12 protein-coding genes are annotated in these 25050 nt (G+C 58.0%); 7 read left to right on the forward strand and 5 right to left on the reverse strand.

Annotated elements, in window-relative coordinates; all coding sequences use genetic code 11:
• Positions 1 to 287: 287 nt before the first annotated feature.
• The 5 genes from gap (at position 288) to E4021_RS15610 (ending at position 7079) form a co-directional block, all read left to right on the forward strand.
• Entirely contained in the window at positions 288 to 1277 is a 990-nt protein-coding gene (gap, locus tag E4021_RS15590; protein ID WP_136460309.1) for a type I glyceraldehyde-3-phosphate dehydrogenase, read from the forward strand.
• 68 nt (positions 1278 to 1345) lie between these two features.
• Entirely contained in the window at positions 1346 to 2560 is a 1215-nt protein-coding gene (locus E4021_RS15595) for a phosphoglycerate kinase (RefSeq protein WP_136460310.1), read from the forward strand.
• A 37-nt stretch (positions 2561 to 2597) separates the two neighbouring features.
• Positions 2598 to 4982 (forward strand): hypothetical protein, encoded by a 2385-nt coding sequence (locus tag E4021_RS15600; protein WP_136460311.1) that lies wholly within the window; start codon positions 2598 to 2600, stop codon positions 4980 to 4982.
• An 83-nt stretch (positions 4983 to 5065) separates the two neighbouring features.
• A complete protein-coding gene (locus E4021_RS15605) occupies positions 5066 to 6133 on the forward strand; it encodes a PhoH family protein (protein ID WP_246050314.1) in 1068 nt (355 codons plus the stop codon).
• 355 nt (positions 6134 to 6488) lie between these two features.
• On the forward strand, positions 6489 to 7079 hold the full coding sequence (locus tag E4021_RS15610) for a glucose-1-phosphate adenylyltransferase (RefSeq protein WP_136460312.1): 591 nt from the start codon (positions 6489 to 6491) through the stop codon (positions 7077 to 7079).
• Between the two features lie 355 nt (positions 7080 to 7434).
• Here E4021_RS15610 and E4021_RS15615 read toward each other — a convergent pair whose 3' ends face one another.
• The gene (locus E4021_RS15615; protein ID WP_136460313.1) at positions 7435 to 8943 is read right to left on the reverse strand and encodes a hypothetical protein; all 1509 of its coding nucleotides are present in this window, start codon (positions 8941 to 8943) and stop codon (positions 7435 to 7437) included.
• A gap of 513 nt (positions 8944 to 9456) precedes the next feature.
• Positions 9457 to 10467 (reverse strand): PorP/SprF family type IX secretion system membrane protein, encoded by a 1011-nt coding sequence (locus E4021_RS15620; RefSeq protein WP_136460314.1) that lies wholly within the window; start codon positions 10465 to 10467, stop codon positions 9457 to 9459.
• Positions 10468 to 10620: 153 nt separating this feature from the next.
• On the opposite strand from E4021_RS15620, the gene porU reads away from it, so the two are divergent.
• Positions 10621 to 14511 (forward strand): type IX secretion system sortase PorU, encoded by a 3891-nt coding sequence (porU, locus tag E4021_RS15625; protein ID WP_136460315.1) that lies wholly within the window; start codon positions 10621 to 10623, stop codon positions 14509 to 14511.
• A gap of 1009 nt (positions 14512 to 15520) precedes the next feature.
• On the opposite strand, the gene E4021_RS15630 is transcribed toward porU, so the two are convergent.
• Both E4021_RS15630 and E4021_RS15635 read right to left on the reverse strand, forming a co-directional pair.
• Entirely contained in the window at positions 15521 to 17242 is a 1722-nt protein-coding gene (locus E4021_RS15630; protein ID WP_136460316.1) for a RagB/SusD family nutrient uptake outer membrane protein, read from the reverse strand.
• A 79-nt stretch (positions 17243 to 17321) separates the two neighbouring features.
• Positions 17322 to 20561 carry a SusC/RagA family TonB-linked outer membrane protein gene (locus E4021_RS15635; protein WP_211097044.1) on the reverse strand — a complete coding sequence of 1080 codons (3240 nt, stop codon included), beginning with the start codon at positions 20559 to 20561 and terminating at the stop codon, positions 17322 to 17324.
• A 202-nt stretch (positions 20562 to 20763) separates the two neighbouring features.
• Between E4021_RS15635 and E4021_RS15640 the strand changes: the two genes are divergently transcribed.
• Positions 20764 to 24312: a VCBS repeat-containing protein gene (locus tag E4021_RS15640; RefSeq protein WP_136460317.1), complete on the forward strand. Its 3549-nt coding sequence runs from the start codon at positions 20764 to 20766 to the stop codon at positions 24310 to 24312.
• Here E4021_RS15640 and E4021_RS15645 read toward each other — a convergent pair.
• Positions 24309 to 25028 carry a pirin family protein gene (locus E4021_RS15645; RefSeq protein WP_136460318.1) on the reverse strand — a complete coding sequence of 240 codons (720 nt, stop codon included), beginning with the start codon at positions 25026 to 25028 and terminating at the stop codon, positions 24309 to 24311. The genes E4021_RS15640 and E4021_RS15645 overlap by 4 nt on opposite strands.
• Positions 25029 to 25050 lie beyond the last annotated feature (22 nt).

Genomic DNA, 25050 nt, shown 5'->3' on the forward strand with positions numbered 1-25050 from the left:
GTGCCTTTTGGTACCGTCGTGCCAACCAATTTCGTGGCGCGGCCGCGGGTGCAAAGTTCCCGCCCAAATGCTACGCTGATGGGTTTGTGGATTTTACCTTTGGCGTTTCTTCCGGAAAACCACCCGGTACGGTGTTTACTAAATGTACAATTTACACTAAGTGCCGTACCTTTGAACATTCAGGCGGGCTAACCTTTATGTAGTCGCCGTAACCACCCGCCACGGCACCCGCGTTCCCGCCCAATAATGGCGGGAAGGTCAGTAAAAGACAAAATCACTTCCCCCCTATGGCAAAGATTGCAATTAATGGCTTCGGCCGCATCGGACGTATCACGCTACGCACCCTCCTGGAAAAGGGACTGGACGTCGTAGCCATCAACGACCTTACCGACAACGCCACCCTGGCGCACCTCTTCAAGTACGACAGCGTACAGGGCAACTACCCCGGCGAGGTAACCTCCGACGACGACTTCATCTACATCGACGGCAAGAAGATCGATGCCCTGAGCCAGCGCGATCCGAGCAAACTGCCCTGGGGCGACATGGACATCGACGTGGTGCTGGAGTGCACCGGTCGCTTCGTTGACAAGGAAAGCGCGAGCCAGCACCTGCAGGCCGGCGCCAAGAAGGTGCTCATCTCCGCTCCCGCGAAGGGCGACGTAGCTACCGTCGTGCTGGGCGTCAACGAGGACGTCATCAACGCCGAGACCAAGATATACAGCAACGCCAGCTGCACCACCAACTGTCTGGCCCCCATGGTGAAAGTACTGGACGATGCCTTCGGCGTCGAAAAGGGCTTCATCACCACGGTACACGCTTACACCTCCGACCAGAACCTGCAGGACGGCCCCCACAAGGACCTGCGCCGTGCCCGCGCCGCCGCCCTGAACATCGTACCCACCACCACCGGTGCCGCCAAGGCCGTCGGACTGGTGCTGCCCCACCTCAACGGTAAACTCGACGGCGGTGCCATGCGGGTACCCGTCCCGACCGGATCGCTGACCGACCTCACGGCCATCGTGAAGCGCGACGTGACCCTGGAAGAAGTGGACAATGCCTTTAAACAGGCCGCCGAAGGTGGACTGAAGGGTATCCTGGCCTACGTCGACGCGCCCTATGTGAGCAGCGACATCGTGGGCAGCAAGTACAGCAGCCTCTACGATAAGGACCAGACCATCGTGTCCGGCTCGCTCGTGAAGGTGGTAGCCTGGTACGACAACGAAGCCGGCTACAGCGCCCGCCTGGCCGACCTGTGCGAGCGTATCGCCAGCCTGTAACAATATCTCCAATGGGGGGCGCGCCATCTCGGCGCGCCCCCTTTTACTTTCCGATAAGACCCAACGCTATGAAACTCGAAGATTTAGATGTCAAAGACAAAACCGTACTCGTACGGGTAGACTTCAACGTGCCCGTCGATGAAGACGGTAAGGTCACCGATGCCACCCGCATCGAAAAGGCCGCACCGACGATCCGCCACCTACTCGAGCAGGGTGCCGCCGTGGTGCTGATGTCGCACCTTGGTCGCCCCCAACAGGAAAAGCTGGAGGACGGCAAGGTGGACAAGGAAGCCTTCACCCTGGCCCCCGTGGTGTCGACCCTGGAAGACAACGTGGGCTGTCAGGTACAATTTGTCGAAGACACCATCGGAGAGGATGCCCAGGCCGCCGTCGCGAAACTGGAGCCCGGTCAGGTCTTGCTACTCGAGAATACCCGGTTCTACGCCGGTGAAGAGAAGGGCGACCAGGACCTTGCCAAGGCCATGGCCGCGCTGGGCGACGTATACGTTAACGATGCCTTCGGTACCGCCCACCGCGAACACGCCTCCACCGCTACGGTGGCCAAGTTTTTCCCGGCCGACAAGAAAAGTTTTGGCTTCCTCATGGGGGCCGAACTCGACGGTGCCGAACGGCTGCTCAACAACCCCGCCCGCCCGGTAACGGCAATCGTCGGCGGCGCGAAGGTGAGCGACAAGATCCTGCTGCTGGAAAAGCTGCTGGACTTTGCCGACAACATTATCATCGGCGGCGCCATGGCCTACACCTTCAGCCTGGCCCAGGGTGGCAAGGTGGGCAAGTCGCTAGTCGAGCGGAACAAAACGGACAACGCACTGGAGCTGATGAAGAAAGCCGAGGCCCAGGGAACCAAGATCTACCTGCCGGTAGACACCGTCGTAGGCAAGGAATTCAGCAACGAAACGCCCTCTGACGTGGTGCCCGCCGGGGAGATCGGCGACGAGTGGCAGGGGCTGGACATCGGCCCCGAGTCGGTGAAACGCTTCAGTGAGGTTATCGCGAAGAGCAAATCCATCCTCTGGAACGGCCCCATGGGGGTATTTGAAATGAAGAACTTCGCCAAGGGTACTAATGCCATCGCCGAGGCCGTAGCCGCGGCTACGCGCGACAACGGTGCCTACAGTCTGATCGGCGGCGGCGACTCGGTTTCGGCCATTAATCAGGCCGGACTGGCCGATGAGGTGAGCTTCGTCTCCACCGGCGGCGGCGCCATGTTGGAGCTGTTGGAAGGAAAGGAACTACCGGGTATCAAGGCGATTAGGGCCTGAAGCCAACCCTTCCCCCCTGCCGGGGTGTTTCCCAGGTATGGAATTGGAGATCGTAGTTGACGAACGCGAAAAGGAAGCCGGCGTACCGCTGCAGTTTCGGGATTCCGAGCGCGGCAGGGCTCCGTTCGATCCCTTCCGGGTACCGTACGACAGCGTGCTCTCCTTTGACGTTCTGCTGCGCGAGATCCGGCGGCTGAAAGAAGGCGGCAACGCCGCGACTCGCTTCCTGGCCGATGCCATCCTGACCCGTATGGACGCGGTGCCGGAACTGCACGGCCCGATCCACGACCTTTGCCTGCTTGAGAAGCACCGCGAGGTGGTCGATATGCTCATGCTGTTCGTGACCTCCCCGGTAGATCGTGCTAACCAGCTGTTCAAGGTTTCCCTGCCCTTTCACTTCCGGCCGCTGTTGACCAGTGATTCCCTGCGGGCGATGATGGTCAAGCAGAACGTCTGCTATACTTTCAATGACTGTGCCGGAGAGGTGCTGCAAAAGCACCTGATCACCATTGGCTGTACGATCTTAAAGGAGTGTTACGGCGTGGAGGTGGACATCCACGTGCAGGCCATGCTGACGGTCCCAGATCCGACCACGGGCCTGGAACGCTTTTACAAGCCCCTTATCAATCAGGATTACGCCGAGGTGGTGGTGAACGGGGACCTGCCCGAATTGTCGGACAGCGACATCCGCCGGTTGCTCAACAACCTGCATGATACCGAGCTGTGGTTGCAGTTGCTTCCCCCGGACCGCTTCAGTTTTCACGGCTTTTCCATTGCCGAGCTGTACGAAGTGACCGCCGAGGAAAGCCTCAGCCGCCTGAAGCATCGCCTGATCAGTCGCGACGCCGTGCTCGACGTGGAGCGGGTCAAGGAATTGGCCAACCTGGTTCGCCTGCACTTCCAGCGTCCTCACCTGCAGTTGGGCCTTACAGCCCTGGACTATCCCATCGATCGCGCCATCGATCACGAGTACCGCATCCGGTATAACCTGTTGTCGGACGAGGTAGACCGCCTCACCGACCGCAGCTACGCGGGCAGTATCTACGATCAGGTATTCAAGTCGGGCGAAATGATGGTCATTCAGGACCTGAGGGAACTCACCACCACCACCCTGCTGGAGGAAAAGCTGATCGACCTGGGCTACCGTAGCATGCTGCTCGCGCCGCTGCTGAGTCAGGAGAAGAACGTAATCGGACTCGTGGAGCTGGCCAGTCCGGTGCCGTACGCCCTCAATGCGTTCATGGAGCAAAAATTCGAGGAGATTCGCGGTCTGTTCCGCACCGCAGTCGAGCGCAGCCGGGAGTACATAAACAACCTCATTGAGGTGATCATGCGCGAGCAGTTCACCAGTCTGCACCCTACGGTAGAATGGCGGTTCACCGAAGCGGCCTTCAACATCCTCAAGCGGCAGGAGGAGGGATTGCCGCAGGTCAACGAAGAGATCCGATTCAAGAAAGTCTTTCCTTTATATGGTCAGGCCGACATCGTGGGCAGCAGCAACCTGCGCAACGCGGCCATCTACCAGGATCTGATCGACAACCTGCGGGCCGGCCGCCTCTTTCTCGTGCGCGCGCTGGATTTTGCCGTCTTCCCCATTATTGATCAAGTGGTGATGTCCCTCGACGGTCACTTGCGGACCACCATGGAGGCTTTCGACAACAGCCACGAAATACGGATCAGCGACTTTATTCAGAAACAGCTGACCCCGCTGGTCCGCCAGCTCGGCGAGCAACTCCCCGAACTGGCGGAGCTCTACACCCAGTACAAAGAACAACTCAACCCGGAACTAGGCCTCTTTTACCGGGTTCGGCGGGACTACGAACGCAGCGTCGGGAGCCTTAACCGCATGATCAGTGACTTTCTGACCGAGCGGAATCAGGCGGCCCAGCGTATTCTGCCGCACTACTTCGAAAAATACAAGACCGACGGTGTGGAATACGAGATCTACGCCGGGCAAAGCTTGCTCAAGCGCCAGAAGTTCTCCAGTATTCACCTGAAGAACCTGCGGCTCAGCCAACTGGTCGATCTCTGTGAACTGACACGCCGGGTGGCGGCCCATAGTGATACCCTGCCGATGCCGCTGCGAACGGCCCAATTGGTTTTTGCCTACACCTCCCCCCTCAACATCCGTTTCCGGATGGATGAAAAGCGGTTTGACGTGGACGGTGATTACAACGTCCGGTACGAGATCCTGAAAAAACGGATCGACAAGGCCACCATCCGACAGGGTACCGAGCGGCTGACCCAGCCCGGCATGGTGAGCATCGTTTATCTGCAGGATCGCGACCGCGAGGAGTACGACGAGTACCTGCGGTACCTGCACCAGGCCGGCTACCTCGAGGGGGAAGTGGAGCACCTGGTCCTCGACGCCCTGCAGTCGGTTAACGGTCTGAGGGCGTTACGTTTCAGGGTACGCAGTTGAGGCGTTTCTGAAACTTTGGACTTACAATTTCAGTTTAGTAAGCCAGTTGCCGTGACATTTTCTCACGGCCAAACTTTCTACGTTTGAGCGAAATTGTAATGTCCATTAACGGGGTAGACCCCGTAGAGCTTCTTGGAGAGAACAACAAGAAGCTGAACCTGATTCGTGCCGCTTATCCACAGGCAACGGTTACCCAGCGGGGAACCAACGTCAAAATCAAGGCGGAAAAGCCGGAAGCTCAGGAGATCAAACACCACCTGGAACTCATGATGCGCCTGCTACAGGACAACCGCGAGTTGAGTACCCATACCGTGGAGGATCTGCTGGCCGGAGAAAATCCGTTTCAAACGCGGCTCGGTACAGGGAATAAGAACAAGACCATTGTCTTCGGCAGGAACGGCAAGCCAATAAAGGCCCGTACGCCCAACCAGATGGTTATGATCGAGGCCGCAGAAGCCAACGACATCGTCTTTGCGGTGGGTCCGGCGGGTACGGGCAAGACCTATACCGCGGTGGCCCTGGCCATCCGGGCGCTGAAGAACAAGCTGGTCAAGAAGATCATCCTCACCCGCCCCGCGGTGGAAGCCGGCGAAAGCCTGGGCTTCCTGCCGGGCGACCTGCAGGACAAGATCGACCCCTACCTCCGCCCCCTCTACGACGCCCTGGATGACATGCTGCCCCGGGAGAGGTTGGACAAATTTCGGGAAGACGGTACAATAGAAATTGCTCCGCTGGCGTACATGAGAGGACGAACGCTGGATAATTGCTTCGTAATCATGGATGAGGCGCAGAACACCACGACCTCCCAGATTAAGATGTTTCTGACCCGTTTGGGTCCATCCGCGAAGTGTATCGTCACCGGTGACCTCAGCCAGGTTGACCTTCCCCGCAATCAGGTTTCGGGCCTTCGGCGCGCAATCAACCTGCTTGCACCCATCAAGGGAATTGCCGTCATCCGACTTACCGCAGAGGACGTCGTCCGCCACCGACTGGTGAAGGCCATCATCAAGGCCTACGATGCGGACGATGAAGCCGAGGGCCGTGGACGGTTTGGTCCGCCGCCAGAAAGCACGTTTGAGCGCCTCGGCCCCCCCGGCCGGAGCAGAAAGGCGGAAACTTTCCAAGAAAATTTCCCGGAAGAGGAAATATAAACCCGCTTGCTACGTTACGGATGCCGCGAAAGCCAATGGTGCAAACCATTGGCTTTCAGTGTTTTATGCAAAAAAGATCCGTTTTAGCCCCCGTTTTTATGTGAAGGCACGCCAATTTCTGCCGCTTTTTAGGGGCACAAGCCGTGACATCTTTGAGTCAGCGATAACAACCAGTTATTCTGCACCTCATGAAAAACCCGAAAGAATCCACAATCATCCGGTCCGCCAGGATCACAAATTTTTCGAATCATGGTAGAAGATATCATTCTCTAGAGGTATAGGCTACTCCGCTTACCTCGATACCACTCGCCCGGCAAGGGCAACCACAACTCTCTCATTCCTAATTTCCATTCTCATGACCTTCCTTAACGAATTCCTCTCCCCCGAAGTCCTCCAAACCGCCCAAGCCGCTGTTGATTACCTGGGTAGCCTTTCCAGCCACATCGTCGTCGAAGACATCATCATGCGCGGTGCCGAGCTGGCCAAGCACAACATCGTCGTCGAGGACATCATCATGCGCGGCGCCGAAGTAGCCAGCAATAACATCGTTGTCGAGGACATCATCATGCGCGGTGCCGAAGTAGCCAGCAACAACATCGTCGTCGAGGACATCATCATGCGCGGTGCCGAAGTGGCCAGCAACAACATCGTCGTYGAGGACATCATCATGCGCGGTGCCGAAGTAGCCAGCAATAACATCGTTGTCGAAGACATCATCATGCGCGGTGCTGAAGTAGCCAGCAATAACATCGTTGTCGAAGACATCATCATGCGCGGTGCCGAAGTAGCCAGCAACAACATCGTCGTCGAGGACATCATCATGCGCGGTGCCGAAGTAGCCAGCAACAACATCGTCGTCGAAGACATCATCATGCGCGGTGCTGAAGTAGCCAGCAACAACATCGTTGTCGAGGACATCATCATGCGCGGTACCAAAATGGCCTAAGCCAAGCGCTTAAAAAATCACGTTTAGCGTTGTGATTTCGAAAATCCGCGTGATCACAAAATCCTGTTCTTCCGGTTTTGCCGTAGATAAGGCATCCTGACAAGAATAGAACTGTACGCGAACCAATGTTCTTCGGCCCGGTCCCTGGGGCCATCCGTTTGAACATTCATTTTTGCCTCAGCTTCGAACACGAAAGCAACTGGGCAATTTTACCGGATTAAGGCATCATTGCCACCTTTAGTAACCCAAACACCTACACCAGTGACCCTTCGGGTCATCAAAACCCAAAATCATGGTTGAAGACATCATCTTCTAGATTTGCCTGAGGGCCCGTCCCGACGCAGCTGCCTTATTCTTACTTCGCCCTCGCCCGCAGCTTTCTTCCGTCGGTACTCGTCGTTTCCAGATTTTCCAGGACGACCTCCCACAGGGTCTCATACCGTACGATCTCCGTACTGTTGGCCCGACCCAGAAGCTTTGCCTGCGGGCTTGTCATCTTCTGGTAGGTTTTATTCGACTTCCTGATCGTAGCCGCGCGGTGGAAGTTGCACTTTTCAGCGGTAAGCAGCAGCTTAAAGAAGCAGTTGTTTCTCAGGTTCTCGTTGTTCATCAGGTAGCGGCTGCCGTAACGTACCAGGGCATCCGTACGATCGATGATCTTTCCGTACTGCTCCTGTATGATGAAGTAAATCACCTGCAGGATCAGGATCTGGATGTTCATTCCCTGCTTGTCCTTGGAATAGGAGGGAACGTTGTTGACGAACTTGTAGAGCTTGAAATCCGGCAGTTTGCCGTTCATCTTCTCCGGGTCGATCTTTCCGGCCAGTACGAGAATGTTGATGTAGGCTTCCAGGATGAGCCAGTATTCGACGTGTTGCTGTTTCAGCAGGCGCCGCAGTGCTCGCCGGTCCACCTGCGCCAACTGTTCGTAGGCGTAGTCGAAGTGGCCGGTCTGCAGCCCTAGGGTAATGGCGTACTCCGCCAGTTTGAGGTCGTTGATCGAATTTTCGGCGATCATCGTTTTGGCCCGCTTCACCTGCAGGTAGCCTTCCTTGAAGTCTCGCAGTTTGACGGAGCACTCTACCCGCGTAAGGGCCATCAGCGAAAGCGACTGGTACCCCGCCCCTTTACAACCCCGCAGAACCATCTCCGCCCGGTTGGCCGTCTGGATTGCTTCCAGGTAGCTTCCTAGCAGAGTAAGTCCGTGCACCTTCATGATATAGAAGGTTGCTTGCATAGCGGACACCTTTGGGTACTTGATCACCAGCGGCTCGCACTCGGCAACGAATTCCGCCACCTTGCTGCCGATTTCGTTGGGGAGGAGTTTATGGGCGTAGATCAGCCGACGCATCTCCCGGTAGTAGCTCGTTACCTTATTCAGTACCTGCTCGGCTTCGGCGTAGTAATCCGCCTGCTCCTGGTATTTAAGAAATTGCTTCTCATCGAAGCCAACCCCCAGATACAGACCCGCAAGAATGGAAGTAAGGCGGCTGTTGATCGGCAGAATCTCGTAATCCTGCACCCGCCGCAGCGTAAGGTGTGCCAGGTACTTCACGCTCTGCCAGGCCCGACGGTTCATCAGCAGGGTGATCAGGTTCAGCTGCTGGTAACCATTGACCAGGGCGCTATCGTAAGTACGGTAGTTGGACGAATACACATCATCATCCATAATGGCTGTGGTGATGAGGTCTCGTAGGCGGCTTTTCAGCGCGCGATAGGCGGGATGACTGGGGGAATACCCCTTGCCGTACAGGCGTTCAACGATCTCTTCTTCGGTAAGGTCGCCCTTATTTACCAGTCCGTGCAACTCGCCGATCATCGACGGTTTGCCCTTGGATTGGGTGATTTTTAGAAGTTTTCCCACTTTTTTCATGGGAGCAACATCTAAAAGCTCTCTTATATCTTCCATCGGGATGTTCCGAAAGTGGTTGTTTGTGGCAAATTTCGGAGTCTCTAAGGTAAAGCAAATCAGTCAATTAGCAAAAGTACCTATCAAAAAGGGCCGAAATTTTATGCTGCAAAAGAGCCAATTTTGCTTGTTTTTCGTGCCCTACCCCACTCTATATTTGTATCAACGAAAACGGAAAAACACCTAAAACTACCCTTTTAAAGATCTAATTCTTGAGTTTTATGAAATTGTGTTTGTTCATAGTGTCTCTTTAGTTATAATTCGCAACCCTTGAATGTGGGGTTCTAATTTCATCAAAGGAGTGGTTGACATAACTAGCCTCGTGTCAGCTTACCGGTTTAGCGAAATTATAACGACAGCGCCAACCGCACTTCGGTTGGCGCTTTTTTTATTTTTTGATGTCGCCAACCGATGATTCGCCAAATGTAGGCATTACATGCGGTTTCTCCGAATTTGTTTCAAACAGTTCTAGCGAAACATGCCCAAACAATCATTGTAGCGGTCGGCATAGCGCCTGCGCTGCAATTCTGCGCTGTTTCCGAAGTCGATAGCAAAGCTGAGTTCAAAGGTGGCACCGAGTCCGCCGGGTACGTCCCGCAGTCCGGAGATGACGCTATCGTAGCTCAGTCCGATCTTCAAAATATCTTCCCGAAACGTTACCGCGGCGATGAATCCGTCTGGGTTCCCGAAGGCGTGGCGATACCACCCCCCCAGGGAAAACAGGCCATAGCCGAAGTATGCCCCCACGTTGAGTTGCTGAAAGCTGGCCTGACTGGTGAAGAGCAGGTTGGGCGTAACGTAAGAGGGGCGGCGGGGGTTACTGTACCGTTTGATCTCAAACTGGGCCCCCGTATGGACGCTCAGCCGCTGCGGCCTGCCGGCGTAAAGATTGTTATCGAGGGCCAGCAGCCCCTCATCCGGTCGGTTGAGGTGCTCGATGCTAAGTCCGCCGTAAAGATTCTGCGCGTAGAAGAGGACGCCGGCCCCGATATCAACCGAGGTTTTCGATACCCCGGCCAGTTCTTCTTCCGTGACGCCACCCGCGCCGTTGGCCGGATCGATGATGTCGCCGAAGATCAGCCCCCCGAAATTCAGTCGGCTGCTCAGTAGTCCACCGCTCAGTCCCATCCGGACGAACACCTCTTGGTTGACGCGCACCTCGTAGGCATAGATGAAGGCGAACTGACTGTTGCGGTAAAGCCCCTCCAGCTGGCTGTCGGTTAACATCCGGAAGCCGAAGTTGGAGGGCGTGTTATGGATGGGTTGCTCGTAGCTCGCCGCGAAGGTGGTAAAAGCGCTCGGGTAGCTGGTGTGCTGGCTGCGGTAGTTGAGGGTGATGCGGGGTGCCGCGCTCACGCCCGTGAAGGCAGGGTTCAGCTGCAGGGGGGAGGCATAGAATTGGGAGAACACGGCATCCTGCGCTCCGCCGCGACCGCAAAAGCAGAAAAGCCAGACCAGAACGATACAGAGGGTGCGCATGCCTAAAACTAATCGCTGCTCCGTCGCTTTCCAAATTTCCGCACCCGGTGGTCGGCGCTGCGACAGCCGCCCCCCGCTACCCCGCAATCTCAGCCGATAAAACAACGTTTCGGGCCCGGCAGTGTATCTTAATTTCAGGTCCAAGGCCGAACTATGCTGAAGCACTTTCTTTTCCTCTTTTTCCTGGCGTTGTCCCTGACGATCGCGGCTCAGCAAAGCATTCGGCAGGACCTGTATTGGAACCCGCCCACCATCATTGAATGGGAAGGCAGCCGCCGGGTGATTCTTTCCTTTACCCTTGGACCAGACGGTGCCGGCACGGAGAAATCGGGTGAGTTGCCCGCCTTCGTTCACGTTTTCCCCGGGGGATCCGGGGCGCCCTATGACGTGGAGATCGTCAGCCTGAAAAGTGAGCCCTTCCCCACACCTCCCGGCTTCTCGGCCGAGCCGGTCACGGATTTCTCCTTCGCTTACTCACCCGTCCGCCAACCGCAAGGCTGGCTGGGGAAAATCAGTGGCCCCGCGATCATTCGCACCCCCGTGGGGCTGGAACGATTGCTGTCCGTAGAACTGCGGCTGGTACCATCGGTTGCCGCGAGCAGCAACACCGGAAGATCGACTTTTGCTGCCAACTCCGTGCTCCGCGAAGGTGATATCTACCGCGTTGCCGTTACGGCTACAGGCGTGCACAAAATCAGCCGCGCCTTCCTGGCCGACCAATTGAAAGTGACCAACCTGAACGGGATCGATCCCCGGGACATCAAGATCTTTGGGCAGCCCGGTGGAATGCTACCCGAAACGGTGAATGATATGCCGCCGGATGACCTGTACGAGCAGGCCATATATATAGAGGGTGAAGGTGACGGCTCTTTTGACGGCGGGGATTATATCCTCTTCCACGCGGAGGGCCCGGACGAGCGGCGCTACGACCCCCTGACCGATCGCTTTGTCTACACCAACAACATCTACACCGACCGCAGCTATTACTACCTGCAGATCGGCACACCCGGGCGGGGCCGGCGGGTCTCTCCACTGCCCAACGCAACCAACGGTGCCGTCACGGATACCTACGACGCGCTCTTCCGCTACGAGGAAGACAAGTACAACGTGCTGCACGAGCTGGGCGGCAACAACCATGGGTCGGGACAGACCTGGTTCGGAGAATTCTTCAAGGTATCGCGGCAAAAAGACTTTCCCAACCTGGTCACGTTCCCCGACCTGGTCACCGACCAGCCCCTGTGGGTGCGAAGCCGCATGGGGCTGCGCTCCGCGGCCAGCAGTCGCTTCTTTCTGGAAGTGAACGGAGCCCAGATCAGCAGTACCAACGCCGCGGCGGTGGTCTTCGGAGCGGAAGAGCAGCGCTCGGCCGTGATCCCGACCGAACTCGTGGGCACTGCACCCGCCGCGGGCGATCGCGTAAACGTCTCGGTAGTTTATCCGGTGCCCGCCGGAACGGACCGGAGTGAGGGGTGGTTGGACTGGATCGACATTCGGGGCCGGCGTCGGCTGACCTTTGCCAACCAGGACCAATTTTCCTTCCGGGATACCAAAACCGTGGACGGCGCGGCTGTTACCTTCAAATTTGGTGGTTCCCTGCCCACCGACGCAAGGGTGTGGCGGATCGACGGACTGGACGTACGCGAGGCCACCCTGGCCGGAGCGGCCTTCACGGCACCGGCCGGTGGCAAGCTCTACGAATACGTCGCCTTCCGGGCGGGCAGCAACTTGTTGATACCCGAAGCTATAGGCAAAATCCCGAACCAGAACCTTCACGCCACTCGGGAGGCGGACATGATTATCGTTACCCACCCGGATTTTCTGGCGCAAGCGGAAAAGCTTGCCGAACACCGGCGCGCTCACAACGGGTTTACTGTGCCCCTGGTCACTACCCAGCAGATATACCATGAGTTCAGCGGCGGACGTGACGACCCCGCCGCGATACGCAACTTCGCACGCATGGTGTATGAACGCGACCCGAGTTTACGCTATTTGCTGTTGTTTGGCGATGGCAGCTTTGATCACCGCAACATTTACCAGCTGGGCACCAATTTTATTCCGGTCTACGAGCATGAGGGTGCCTTCACTCAGGTTAAGAGCTTTCCCGCCGACGACTTCTACGGCATCATGACCCCGGCCGTCGACGGCCAGCCCCTCGCTCCGGACCTCAGCATTGCCGTAGGCCGTTTGCCCATCAAGTCGGCGGACGAGGCCGGCCCCGTGGTGGAAAAGTTGATCCGTTACGACACCGACCCCTCCGCATTCGGCGACTGGCGTACGCGCATGGTCTTCGTGGGTGACGACGAAGACGGCGGCAAGCATACCATTGATGTGAATCGGGTAGCCAACGCCGTGGAGCAGCGGAAGCCCGACCTTAATTTCGATAAGCTCTACTTCGACCTGTTCCCGCAGCAAAGCCTGTCTTCCGGCGACCGTTACCCCGATATCACCGAGGGGCTGGACCGGGCCGTCTTCCGGGGGGCGCTGGCAGTGACCTATCTGGGCCACGGCGGGCCGCGGGGCTGGGCACAGGAGCGGGTGCTGACCATCCCCCAGATCCGAAACTGGACCCGGCCGGCCGGTTCACCGGATCCGATTCAGCCGCCCGTTTTCATAACGGCCACCTGCACCTTCAGCAATTACGACGATGCCTCTTTTGTAAGCGCCGGGGAAGAAGCGCTCCTGACGCCGCGCGGCGGCGTGATCGCCCTGATGACCACTACCCGTCCGGTTTTTGCCACCCGCAACTACGAGCTCACCAACAATACGGTGCAGGCCATGCTCGACCGCCCGGATGGAGAATGGCGAAGTCTCGGCGACATCATCCGGATCGCGAAGAACGAGACCACTCCGGTAGACCGTGGTTCTTTCCTTTCCGGCGATACCGAGAACGCGCGCAAGTACACCCTGCTGGGTGATCCTGCTACGGTAATTGCCTTTCCGCGCCATGGGGTACGGACCACGTTCATCGACACCCTGGCCGTCGACTCCATGCGCACCGATACCGTACGTGCCCTGCAAAAGATGCGTATCAGTGGAGAGATCGTTGACGTAACCGGCAACCTGCTCAGTAATTTTAACGGGCAGGTCTACCCTACGATCTACGACAAGGAGCAGACGGTGCCTACGCTTCAGCAAGACAGCGACAGTCCGCTGCTACAGATCGGCGTACAACGCAACATCGTCTTCCGCGGCCGGGCAACGGTAACGAACGGCAAGTTCTCTTTTGAATTCGTGGTACCCAGCGATATCGACTACGATTTCGGTCCGGCGAAGATCAGCTACTATGCTGCCGATCGTACCCAACGCACCGACGCAGCCGGCTACTACGACCAACTCATCATCGGAGGCACCGGCACAGACACCAACGCCAACGATGAGGGACCCACGGTCGACGTCTACCTGGACGATACGGATTTCGTGGCCGGCGGACAGGTCGGTGAAGACCCCGTATTGCTGCTCCACCTCTCCGATGATCTCGGCATCAACGTCACCGGCAACAGCATCGGGCATGACCTGGAAGCCGTACTCGACGAGGACTCGCGGAATGCTATCGTGTTGAACGACTACTATGAGGCAGACGTAGACGATTTTCGCAGCGGCAAGGTGCGCTACCCCCTTTTCGACCTCAAGCCGGGCCTGCATACGGTGACCGTACGGGCCTGGGACGTGGCCAACAACAGCTCCGTTGCGACCACCGAATTCCTGGTGGCGACGGATATCGGCGATGCGCTGAGTCACGTGCTCAATTACCCCAACCCCTTCACCACCTCCACCTGCTTCCAGTTCGACCATACCTTGGTGGGCCAGGAAGTAACCGCCATCGTCCAGATCTTCACCGTGAGCGGGAAGCTCGTTAAAACCCTGGAAGCCGGCTTCCCCTTCAGCGACGGCTCCGTGCGGCAGGACGACTGCATCGCCTGGGATGGTCTCGACGATTACGGCGATCCCCTGGCCCGGGGGGTATACCTCTACCAGGTCCGCCTCCTGGGCGACGGCAACAACGTCGTGAACGGTGAGCTGGAAAAGCTGGTGATACTGCGGTAGTCGGGGAAATTCCCTCGAGGGCGGAGGGCTTCCAGGCCCGATCACTTCTAAATACCTCAGGGACTACAACAGAAGGACCCACGTACTCACGTGGTTCTCCAGGCTACAATTATCGGGTCTGGAGACCCTCAACCCTACAGCAATGGGCGGAGGGCCTCCAGGCCCGATCACAACTAAGTACCTCGGGAACTACAGCTGAAGGGCCCACATGCTACACGTGGGTCTCCAGCCTACAATCATCGGGTCTGGAGCCCCTCAACCCGACAGCAAACGGGCGGAGGGCCTCCAGGCCCGATCACCACTAAGGACCTCAGGAACTACAGCTGAAGGGCCCACATGCTCAACGTGAGCCTCTTGCCTTCAATTATCGGGTCTGAAGACCCTCAACCCGACAGCAAATGGGCGGAGGGCCTCCCGGCCCGATCTCCACTAAGTACCTCAGGGACTATAGCTGAAGGGCCCAATACTACACGTGGTTCTCCAGCCTTCAATCATCGGGTTTGGAGCCCCTCAACCCGACAGCAAACGGGCGGAGGGCCTCCAGGCCCGATCACCACTAAGTACCTCAGGTACTATAGCAGAAGGCCCCACATGCTCAACGTGAGCCTCCTGCCTACAACTATCGGGTCTGGAGACCCTCAACCCGACATCAAACGGGCGGAGTTCCTCCAAGCCCGATCACCACTAAGTACCTCAGGAACTACAGTTGAAGGGCCCACATGCTCAACGTGAGCCTTTTGCCTTCAATTATCGGGTCTGGAGACCCTCAACCCGACAGCAAATGGGCAGAGGGCCTCCTGGCCCGATTAATTGTAAACATCCAAGGGGTTCGGATCGCTCGACCCACAGGGCCTAGACCTGGCCTGGCATCAACGGATATAGACTGTGCGCTCTATCACCTCCGACCAAGCAGCTACCCAAGTGCTACAGGGCACCTCAATAAAGGCAAAATAAAAGCGGCCAAGATCCTGGTGGATCCTGGCCGCTTGTGTTTAAGGTGATGGAGTGCTTACTCGTAGCCGGGGTTCTGACCCAGCACTTCGAAGCCTTGCAGGTCGATCTGCCCCTGGGGAATCGGGTAGTACAGGTCCTGGGGGGCCCGGAATTCGGCGCCACCAAACTGCACGGGCAGGTACTGCTCCTCGTAGTTGATGTATCCGTTCAGGAAGGACTCGGCAATGCCCCAGCGACGCAGGTCGAAGAAGCGGTGGCCTTCACCGGACAGCTCCAGCTTGCGCTCGAACTGCAGGATATTGCGGGCGTTGTCCTGGCTGCCCAGGTCATCGTAGAGGGAAATTTCGTAGTTGGCGGGGGAGTCGGCCAGTACGGAATTGGCAGCACGCTCACGGACCATGTTGATCAGTTCCAGGGCGCGATCCAGGTTACCGAGTTCGATCTCGGCTTCGGCCAGCATCAGCAGTACGTCGGCGTAGCGGATGATGATGTAGTTCACGGCGGGGTAACCGCGGGTCCAGCTGGTACCGTCAGAGAAGGTGTTCTCCTGAGATTTGTAGTAGACGAACTTCTTGGGAGAGTAAGGACCGGCGTGGGCCTGGTCACGGATCCAGTCGCGGCCGGGGAAGATGCCCCAGTCGAGGTAGGGGATACCGCGGCGTCCGACGGAGTGGTCGAGGCGGGGGTCAACCGGCTTGGTGTCTACGGTGAAGGGATCAGCGGAGGCGATACCGAAGTCGGTGGTCAGTTCTTCACTGTCGGAACGGTAGCTGCCGTCCAGGAGGGGCTTACCATCCTCGGTACGGAAGGAGTTCACCAGATCAAAGCTCGGCTGGAAAAATCCACAGCAGTTGCCGGGTCCACTGGAGCCGGTGTTATGTGGAAAGTTAAGCGCGAAATCAGGGTTGGCGTTGTTGGTTGTACCCGTGTTGGCGGCCGCCTGGATGGCGAAGATCGACTCCTTATGGTTGTCGAACTCGGCGTTGAATACGTCGGAGTAGTTCTCCATCAGACCAACATCCTGACCATTAGCGGTTACGCCCTGGTTAACAACGTAGTCAAACATTTCCTTGGCCTGTCCCCATTTGCCCTGGAAGAGGTAGGTTTTACCAAGGTAAGCGGCAGCGGCGGTCTTGTTGGCACGACCGGCCTGGCTCTGGGTTTCGGGCAGGTTGTCGAAAGCGGCCTTGAAGTCCTCCTCAATGTGCGGCCAGAGGTCGCTGGAGGCTACTAGAACGGCATCCTCCGAAGTCATATCTTCGGTAATGTAGGGCGCCTTGTCATAGGAGATTTCAAGTTGGAAGTAATAATGACCCCGGAGGAATCGGCCTTCGCCGATGGCACGGGTACGGAAGGCATCGGTTACGGTTGGGTCTTCCGAGGTGGTAGCCACTTTCAGGGCGGCATTCGAGCGAGCGACTCCCTCGTAAAGTGCCCTCCAGCGATCGCTGGGTACTTGAGAGGTGGGCGAGAGCTGGTACTCTACCACCTCGTTGATGGCAGTAAAGTCACCGGTTTCCGTACCCTTGTTGGCGTCGCCGCCCTGGATGGAACCGTGTACCCAGTTGGAGGCGCCACCGAACCAGTTACCGCGGCCACCCAATTGGGCGTAAGCCCCAATGAGGAGACCATCGATGCCCGCGGGGGTACTTAGTACGGATTCGTTAAGGGAGCCTGTAGGGGCCACTTCCAAGAAGTCCTCGGAGCAACTGTTGAAACCCAGTCCCAGCGACGCTATCGCGGCTAGTATATAGGTGAGACGTTTAGTAGTCTGCATGATTGATTGTTGTAAAGTTGTGTTGATAACTCCCACCGGGAAATCCGGGAGAATTTCCCGGTGGGAGGATGGGGTTGGCTTAGAATCCTACGTGTACGCTCAGGTTGTAAGCGCGGGTAACGGGGTAGTTGCCTACGTCAACGCCAAACTTGGTGTCAGCGGCACCACCCACGGCGGGGTCGAGGCCATCGTAGCCGGAAATGGTAAAGACGTTGTTGGCGGCCAGGGCTACGCGAACATTCTGCAGGGCACCGCCGAAGGCGTTCTCCGAGAAGTTGTAACCGAGGGCGAGGTACTGCAGGCGCAGGTAGTCACCGCTCTCCACGTAGTAGCTGTTCGACTGGGTGGAGGTGCTGAAATTAGAGATGTTCTCGTAGATCGGCACGTCGGTGTCGGTGTTAGTCGGCGACCAGCTGTCCAGTACTCGAGTGGATACCGCAGCTCCGACGAAGGTGCCATAGAAATCGGTGAACCACTTGGAGTTGTTGTAGATCTCTCCACCCAGCGAGGTGTAGAAGAAGCTGGTCAGGTCAAAGCCTTTGTAGTTCAGCTTCAGGTTCAGGCCACCGGTAAAGTCGGGAACGGCGCTGCCAAGGAAGGTACGGTCGGCCTCGGTGATCTGCCCGTCGGGCATACCGGTAAGGTCGCCGTTCTCATCGCGGCTGTTGTTGTCCTCAAAGCGGAAGCGGCCGGGACCAGCACCTTCCTGGGTAGGGGCGCTGTTAACTTCCTGCTCGCTCTGAAAGAGTCCGACCACCTTGTATCCAAAGAATGAAGACAGGGGCATGCCCACCTGGTTGCGTACAATCGTGCCCGAGATGCGGGTACCACCTACATCGAAGAAGTCAACGTCATCGGTGAACTTGGTGATTTCGTTCTTGAGGAAGGCACCGTTGAGGGTGGTCTCGATCGAGAAGTCACTGCCGATCTTGGCGCGGTAGATAAGCGAGGCATCAAGACCCTGGTTGAGCATGCTGCCGATGTTGACTACCGGGGGGGTAGCGCTGGGGCCGAGCACGTTAGGGATGGGCAGCTGTACCAGCAGGTCGTTGGTTTCTTTGCGCCACAGGTCCACAATGATGTCGAAGTTTCCGCCGATCAGGGTAGCGTCGAAGCCTATGTTCGAGGTAACGGAGGTTTCCCAGCGGGCGGTTTCCGTTCCGATCCGGCTGCGGAAGAATCCGGTAGCGGCACTGGAGTTTGAACCCGTAATGTCGTAGCTGGAAGCACCCAGGCTGGTTCCGAACAGCGAGAAGCGGTTGTCGCCGGATACGTTGTTGGAGTTACCCATTTGTCCCCATCCACCACGTACTTTCAGGTCGGTGAAGAAGCTCTGGTTTTCCATGAAGGGCTCGCTCGTAACGCGCCAAGCGGCGGAGATAGCGGGGAAGGTACCAAAGCGGTTCTCCGCACCAAAGCGGCTGGAACCGTCGCGGCGCAGCACACCGGTGAGGTAGTACTTGTCGTTCCAGTTGTAGTTCACCTGGCCGAAGACCGAGTAGAAGCGGCTACCGTTGGTGAAGTCAGAGAATACCTGGCGGCTCTCCACGTTGTTCAGCGATACGAAGTTGACGTTCTGGCTGAAGGGGTTAATGCCCGATCCGCTGCTGTTGCGGAACTTGCCGGCTTCCAGCGCTTCCACACCTACAAGAACATTAACGTCGTGGCCACCGAAGTCGCGCTGGTAGTTGGCCGTGTTGGTCCAAATCCAGTCCGTACCGTAACCCTGGAACTCACCGTAGCCGAAGCTGGCGTTGTTCTCCGCATTCTCGTAGGTCTGACGGCTGTAGAAACGGCCGTTATAGCCAATGTACTTTCCGCCGAAGCTGGAGCGCAGGGTCAGATCCTCAATGGGATCAAACTCGAGGTACATGTTACCGAAGGCAATGTTGTCGAAGTTCTGGTTGTTGGCGAGACCGTCACGGGCGGCGACGGGGTTACGGGGGTTACCAAAGCCGGGGGCCTTGGTACCGGCGTATCCACCGAACTCATCGTAAACGGGGATGAGGGGGTTGAGGCGGAAGGCAGAGAGGATCTCGTTTTCGTCGTCCGAACTACCGGCACCTGCTCCGTCGCCCGTCAGGCCAAGGGCTTTGCGGTGGGTGAATTGCAGGTTTTGTCCGAAGCGAACGCGGCTACCAAGGTCAAATTCGGTGTTGATGCGCGAGGTGTAGCGCTCATAGCTGTTGTTCAGCAGGATACCCTCCTGAATTTGGGCACCGAGGCTGACGTAGTAGCGGGCGTTCTCGGTTGAGCCGGTGAAACCCAGGGTGTGGCGGTTGGTCATCGCCGTGCGGGTGATGGCGTCGTACCAGTCGGTACCCTCCTTATTGGCACGTACTACCTGGTAGAGCGGACCGGCGCTGGGGTCGATGTTGTACTTTTCGCGCTCGGCCTCAAGGTCAACCGTTCCGCGTACGCCGCCAATGCTACCTACAAGGATGTAGTCGGGCAGCACGGGCGTTTCACCGCTACCGTACTGGGGGTGGTCAAACACGGGCGTAGTGCCGTTGGCCGCGGCAGTGTTGCGGATGGCCTCCCACGTTTTCATGGCGTCCTGCTCGGGCGAAAGAATGGGCTGGCCTTTTCCTGGATCGGTGAAACCGGTCAATCCGTCGTAGGTCACCTGCAGGGGAGAAGGCTCGCGCTTGCCCCGCTTGGTCTGGATTACAACTACGCCGTTTGCGGCACGCGCACCGTAAATCGAGGCGGAAGCCGCATCCTTCAGGATAGAGGTGTTCTGAATGTCGTCGGGCGACAGGAAGTTGATGTTGGTCTGAGGCACACCGTCCACGACGTAGAGGGGGTTGTTGCCGCCGAAAGAGCCAAAACCGCGAACGCGGATGATCGATTCGGTACCGGGCTGTCCGTTGGTGATAACCGTCACACCCGCGGCGCGTCCCTGCAGCTGCTGCTCGACGTTACCCGAAGGTACGGCCGTCAGTTCCTCGGTACTTACCGTGGAAATGGCACCGGTGGTCTGCCGCTTGCTGGTCACGGCGTAGCCCGTAACGACGACCTCGTCCAGGGCAACCCCTTCGGTCATCACTACGTCGACGATGGTCTGGCCGCTCAGGACAAGCGTCTGCGTTTCGTAGCCGGTATAGGAAAAGATGAGTTCTGTAACGTTAGCGGGGACCGTCAGTTCGTATTGTCCGTCCAGATCCGCCACCGTTCCTGCGGTGGTGCCCTTCGCCAGTACCGTTGCCCCGACGAGGGGGAATCCATCTGGATCGGTAATGGTTCCGGTCACGGTTGTTTGCCCGTAGACGGCTGCTGAGCACAGCAACGCCATCAGCAGGCTTAGTAATTGTTTCATGATCGAGATTAAGTTAGTGAGTTCAAATGGATATGGGGAACTGCCACAGTGACGGTTCTCATTGTTCGAATCAAGGCGCTAACATACCATTTTTTAAATAGAACAATGGATTGTTTAAACAACTTACGCCGGCTGGTTTACAGCTTGCAATGTCCAGGGGGCCGGCCAGCGTTGCTATCTTGCAACCTCCATAATTGTTAGCATGAAAATTCTGGTTTCCCTTGTCCTATTATTCAGTGTGTTAGCCATGGTTGGTTGCCGCGAAGAAACTCCGCCGACGCTCTTCCAACGCATAAGCACCCCAGAAAGCGGCCTGACCTTCGCAAATCGGATCACCGAAAACGACACTTTTAACATTCTTGACTTCGAATACGTCTACAACGGCGGTGGTGTCGGAGCCGCCGACTTCAACGGCGACGGGCTTACTGACCTCTATTTTACCGGAAATACGACGGAAAACCGCCTCTTCATCAATCTGGGAGACATGAGGTTTCAGGACGTAACCGAACTCGCCGGCGTAGGCGGGCGCGGCCGCTGGTGCAGTGGAATCGCCGTAACGGATATCAATGCAGATGGCTTGCCCGACCTGTACGTTAGTGCCACTATTTATGAGCCCGGCAGCCGGAGAGCTAACCTGCTTTACCTGAACGAAGGCAGTGAAGTGTCGGCCGACGGTATTGCGGTACCCCGTTTCCGGGAAGTAGCCGCCACCTGCGGCATCGCCGACACCTCCCATACCACACAGTCCGCATTCTTCGATTACGACCGCGATGGCGACCTCGATCTCTACATCCTGGTCAATGAAATGGACAACCGCGCCCTCCCCAACCGTTACCTGCCCAAGATCACCGACGGCACCGGTCGCAAAAACGACAAGCTCTATCGCAACGACGGCCCCGGCGAAGACGGCCTCCCCCGATTTACGGATGTTACCCTGGAAGCTGGAATCCTTAAAGAAGGCTTCGGGCTCGGCATCAGCGTCTGCGACATCAATCTGGACGGCTGGCCCGACCTGTACATCACCAACGATTACGTCAGTAACGACCTGCTGTGGATCAACAACCAGGACGGCACCTTCACCGATCGCGCTTCCGACTACCTCAAGCACACCAGCTATTCCGCCATGGGCAACGACGTGGCCGACCTCAATAACGACGGACGCGACGATGTTTTTTCCGTCGACATGTTCCCCGAGGACAACCTGCGGCGCAAGACCATGATGCCCCCCAACAATTATAACGCCTACCTCAACAACGCCCGCTTCGGCTACCAGCCACAGTTCACCCGTAACGTGCTGCAACTGAACCGCCCGGTCAACGACAGCAGCTTTGTACTGACCGAAGTAGGCATGATGGCGGGCGTGGCGGCCACCGACTGGAGCTGGAGCCCCCTGGCTGCGGACGTAGACAACGACGGCGACCGCGACCTGCTGATAACCAACGGCTTCCCGCGGGATATTACGGACCGGGATTTCATGGACTACAATGTGCAAGTCAGTAACCTTGCCAGCCGGGAAACGCGCCTGGCCCAGATCCCCTCGGTGAAGATCGCCAACTACGCCTACGAGAACGACGGCCACGCCCTGCCGCACTTTACCAAACGTACCGTCGAGTGGGGGCTCAACTATCCCTCATTCAGCAATGGCGCAGCCTACGCCGACCTGGACAACGACGGCGACCTGGACTACGTGGTCAATAACATCAACGACAGCTGCTTCCTGTTTCGGAACGACCTGATCGGATCCAAAGACCAGCCGTACGCGGGTCACTGGCTGCAGGTCCGGCTCCAGGGGGAGGGACGCAACCCGGAAGCTATCGGCGCACGCGTGACCGTATACACCGACTCCACTACGCAGACCATGTACAATCACCCGGTGCGGGGATTCCTCTCGAGCGTTGCCGACGTGCTGCATTTCGGTTTTCGGGCTGGCGATTCCCTGCGGTCGGTACGCGTCGATTGGCCCGATGGTACGTCCTTTATATATAAGGATACCGGGTGGGACCAGCGGATCATGCTCAACAAGGCCGGCGGACAACTGGCACCCCCTACCAACGGTGGAAACAATAAAGACGGGATGCTCATCGCCGATGCTTCATTGCTGAGCGCCCTGCCTGAGCACCGCGACAGTCTGTTCATTGACTTCAACGTGCAGCCACTGATTCCCCACAAACTCTCCGAATACGGACCCGGCCTGGCGGTCGCCGACGTGAACGGGGACGGGCTGGAAGACCTTTACCGGTCGGGATCCCACTTCTTCCATGGTGAGATGCTGCTGCAGGGCCGAGACGGCGCCGGGCAACCAACTTTCAATCGGGTCCCACTGACGGTTACCGAGGCCGGTGCCGAAGAACTCGGGTCACTTTTCTTTGACGCGGACGGCGACGGCGACCAGGATCTTTACCTGGTCAGTGGGGGAAGCGAATACGCCCTCAACCGCCCCGAACTGTTGGACCAATTGCTGCTCAACGACGGCCGGGGCAACTTCACCCCCCACCCCACCGGGTTGCCCGGCATCGCCTCTAGCGGATCCTGCGTGCGGGCCGCTGACTTTGACCGCGACGGTGACCTCGACCTCTTCGTCGGAGCTCGCCTTCACCCCGGCCGGTTCCCGGAGCCGGTAGACAGCTACCTGCTGATCAACGATGGACGGGGTTCCTTTGCACCCGCGTCCCCGCCCGAATTTACCGCGCTCGGACTGGTTACGGATGCCCTCTGGACGGACTACAACAACGACGGGTGGGTAGACCTCCTGATTGCCGGACAAGGCATGGGGCTACGGCTCTTCGAGAACCGCGAAGGACAATTGACCGACAACACGCCCCCAGCATTCTCCGCCCACGTGGGATGGTGGAATGGCCTGGCGGCGGCGGACTTTGACCGCGACGGCGATCTCGATTACGCAGCGGGTAATTTTGGGAGCAACCACCTCTACGCGGGTTCCGGAAAGGACTACGTGGGTCTGTACGGCGGCGACTTCGATGGCAACGGGGGCTACGACGTAGTGGTGGCCGACTACGTGCTGGCCGAAGACGGCAGCTACCGCGAATTTCCCCACAATCAGCGCAACGATACCGAAAAGCAGATCATCAGCGTGAAACGGCGCTATCCCCGCCACGAAGAGTTCGGCAGGGCCACGATCGAGGATATTCTGAAGGGTTATCCGGAGGCCAAGATCACTGCCCTGCGGTCGAACTACCTGCGGTCGGCCTGGATAGAGAACCTGGGCGACGGCACCTTTGCCTTCCACGAGCTACCCCGCGACGCCCAGGTGGCGCCCATCTTCGGTATGCAACCCCTGGACGTGAACGCCGACGGTCATCCCGATCTCGTAGCCATCGGAAACGATTACGGTACCGAAACCGGCATGGGGATGCTGGACGCCCTGAACGGACTGGTACTACTCTTCGATCCCGCCACCAAGACCTTCTCCGCCCGTCCCAGCGCGCTGCACGTACCGGGGAACGGCCGGAGCCTGACCGTGATCACGGTTGACGACGTTCCCACCCTCGTAGCCTCGGAGAACCAGGGGGCCACCACCGCCTACCGCACTACCCAGCCCGGACAAATGGTGCAGGTGCCGGCGGATGCGCAGCGGGTGACTTACTCGGTGGGCGGGCGCCCTACCCTTGAGGAAGTATACTACGGTAGCGGCTACCTGAGCCAGCGGAGCCGCAACCTCTGGCTGCCGGCGGGGGCCAGCGATATTCGGATCATCACCTTCTCGGGCACTACGGCCGAGCCGAGCCGTTAGCTTAAATTCATCGGAACTTCGAGGGCAAGGATCCTGGCTCCGTCGGGACCGATCGCGACGGGGAATTCGTCTGCTTCCGTAATGCCCAGCGCGTCACGGCGGCCCAACGTTTGTCCGGCCACCTCGGCGGCACCCTCCAGTACGAAGAGATAGACGCCATTGCCCGGTCGGTGCACCTTGTATTGCGTGTTGCCATCGGCGGTGAAGCGCCCGATACTGAAGTAGGCGTCCTGGTGCACCCAGACCGCGCCTTCGCGGGGTTCCGGGGTAACTATCTCCTGCCAGCGATCGGCCTCCCCGGCCGGATCGATCCTGACCTGGTCGTAGCGGGGTTCCACGTTGCGCTCCCGGGGGAAAACCCATATCTGGAGGAATTTGACGGGACGATCCGGGTGGTGATTCTTTTCGGAGTGGACCACCCCGGTACCGGCGCTCATGACCTGAACGTCGCCTTCCCGGATGACCGTTGTGTTGCCCATACTGTCCTTGTGCTCCAAATCGCCTTCCAGGGGGATGGATACGATCTCCATATTATCGTGCGGGTGACTGCCGAACCCGCGGCCGCCGAGAACCTCATCGTCGTTCAGCACCCGGAGTACTCCGAACCGCATCCGCTGGGGATTCTGGTATCCGGCAAAGCTGAAGGAGTGGTGGGTCGACAACCAGCCGTGGTTGGCGTGTCCGCGGGAGTCGGCGGGGTGATAAATGGTCTTCATGGCTATTTTATTGTATGTACAT

Source organism: Neolewinella litorea, from assembly GCF_004803465.1.
In the GTDB taxonomy this organism is placed as follows: Bacteria; Bacteroidota; Bacteroidia; order Chitinophagales; family Saprospiraceae; genus Neolewinella; species Neolewinella litorea.

Coding starts and splice junctions, on each gene's coding strand:
- E4021_RS15620 (WP_136460314.1), bottom strand. CDS start 10,467: ATGCGCACCCTCTGTATCGTTCTGGTCTGGCTTTTCTGCTTTTGCGGT.
- E4021_RS15630 (WP_136460316.1), bottom strand. CDS start 17,242: ATGCAGACTACTAAACGTCTCACCTATATACTAGCCGCGATAGCGTCG.
- E4021_RS15635 (WP_211097044.1), bottom strand. CDS start 20,561: ATGAAACAATTACTAAGCCTGCTGATGGCGTTGCTGTGCTCAGCAGCC.
- E4021_RS15595 (WP_136460310.1), top strand. CDS start 1,346: ATGAAACTCGAAGATTTAGATGTCAAAGACAAAACCGTACTCGTACGG.
- E4021_RS15600 (WP_136460311.1), top strand. CDS start 2,598: ATGGAATTGGAGATCGTAGTTGACGAACGCGAAAAGGAAGCCGGCGTA.
- E4021_RS15645 (WP_136460318.1), bottom strand. CDS start 25,028: ATGAAGACCATTTATCACCCCGCCGACTCCCGCGGACACGCCAACCAC.
- gap (WP_136460309.1), top strand. CDS start 288: ATGGCAAAGATTGCAATTAATGGCTTCGGCCGCATCGGACGTATCACG.
- E4021_RS15640 (WP_136460317.1), top strand. CDS start 20,764: ATGAAAATTCTGGTTTCCCTTGTCCTATTATTCAGTGTGTTAGCCATG.
- porU (WP_136460315.1), top strand. CDS start 10,621: ATGCTGAAGCACTTTCTTTTCCTCTTTTTCCTGGCGTTGTCCCTGACG.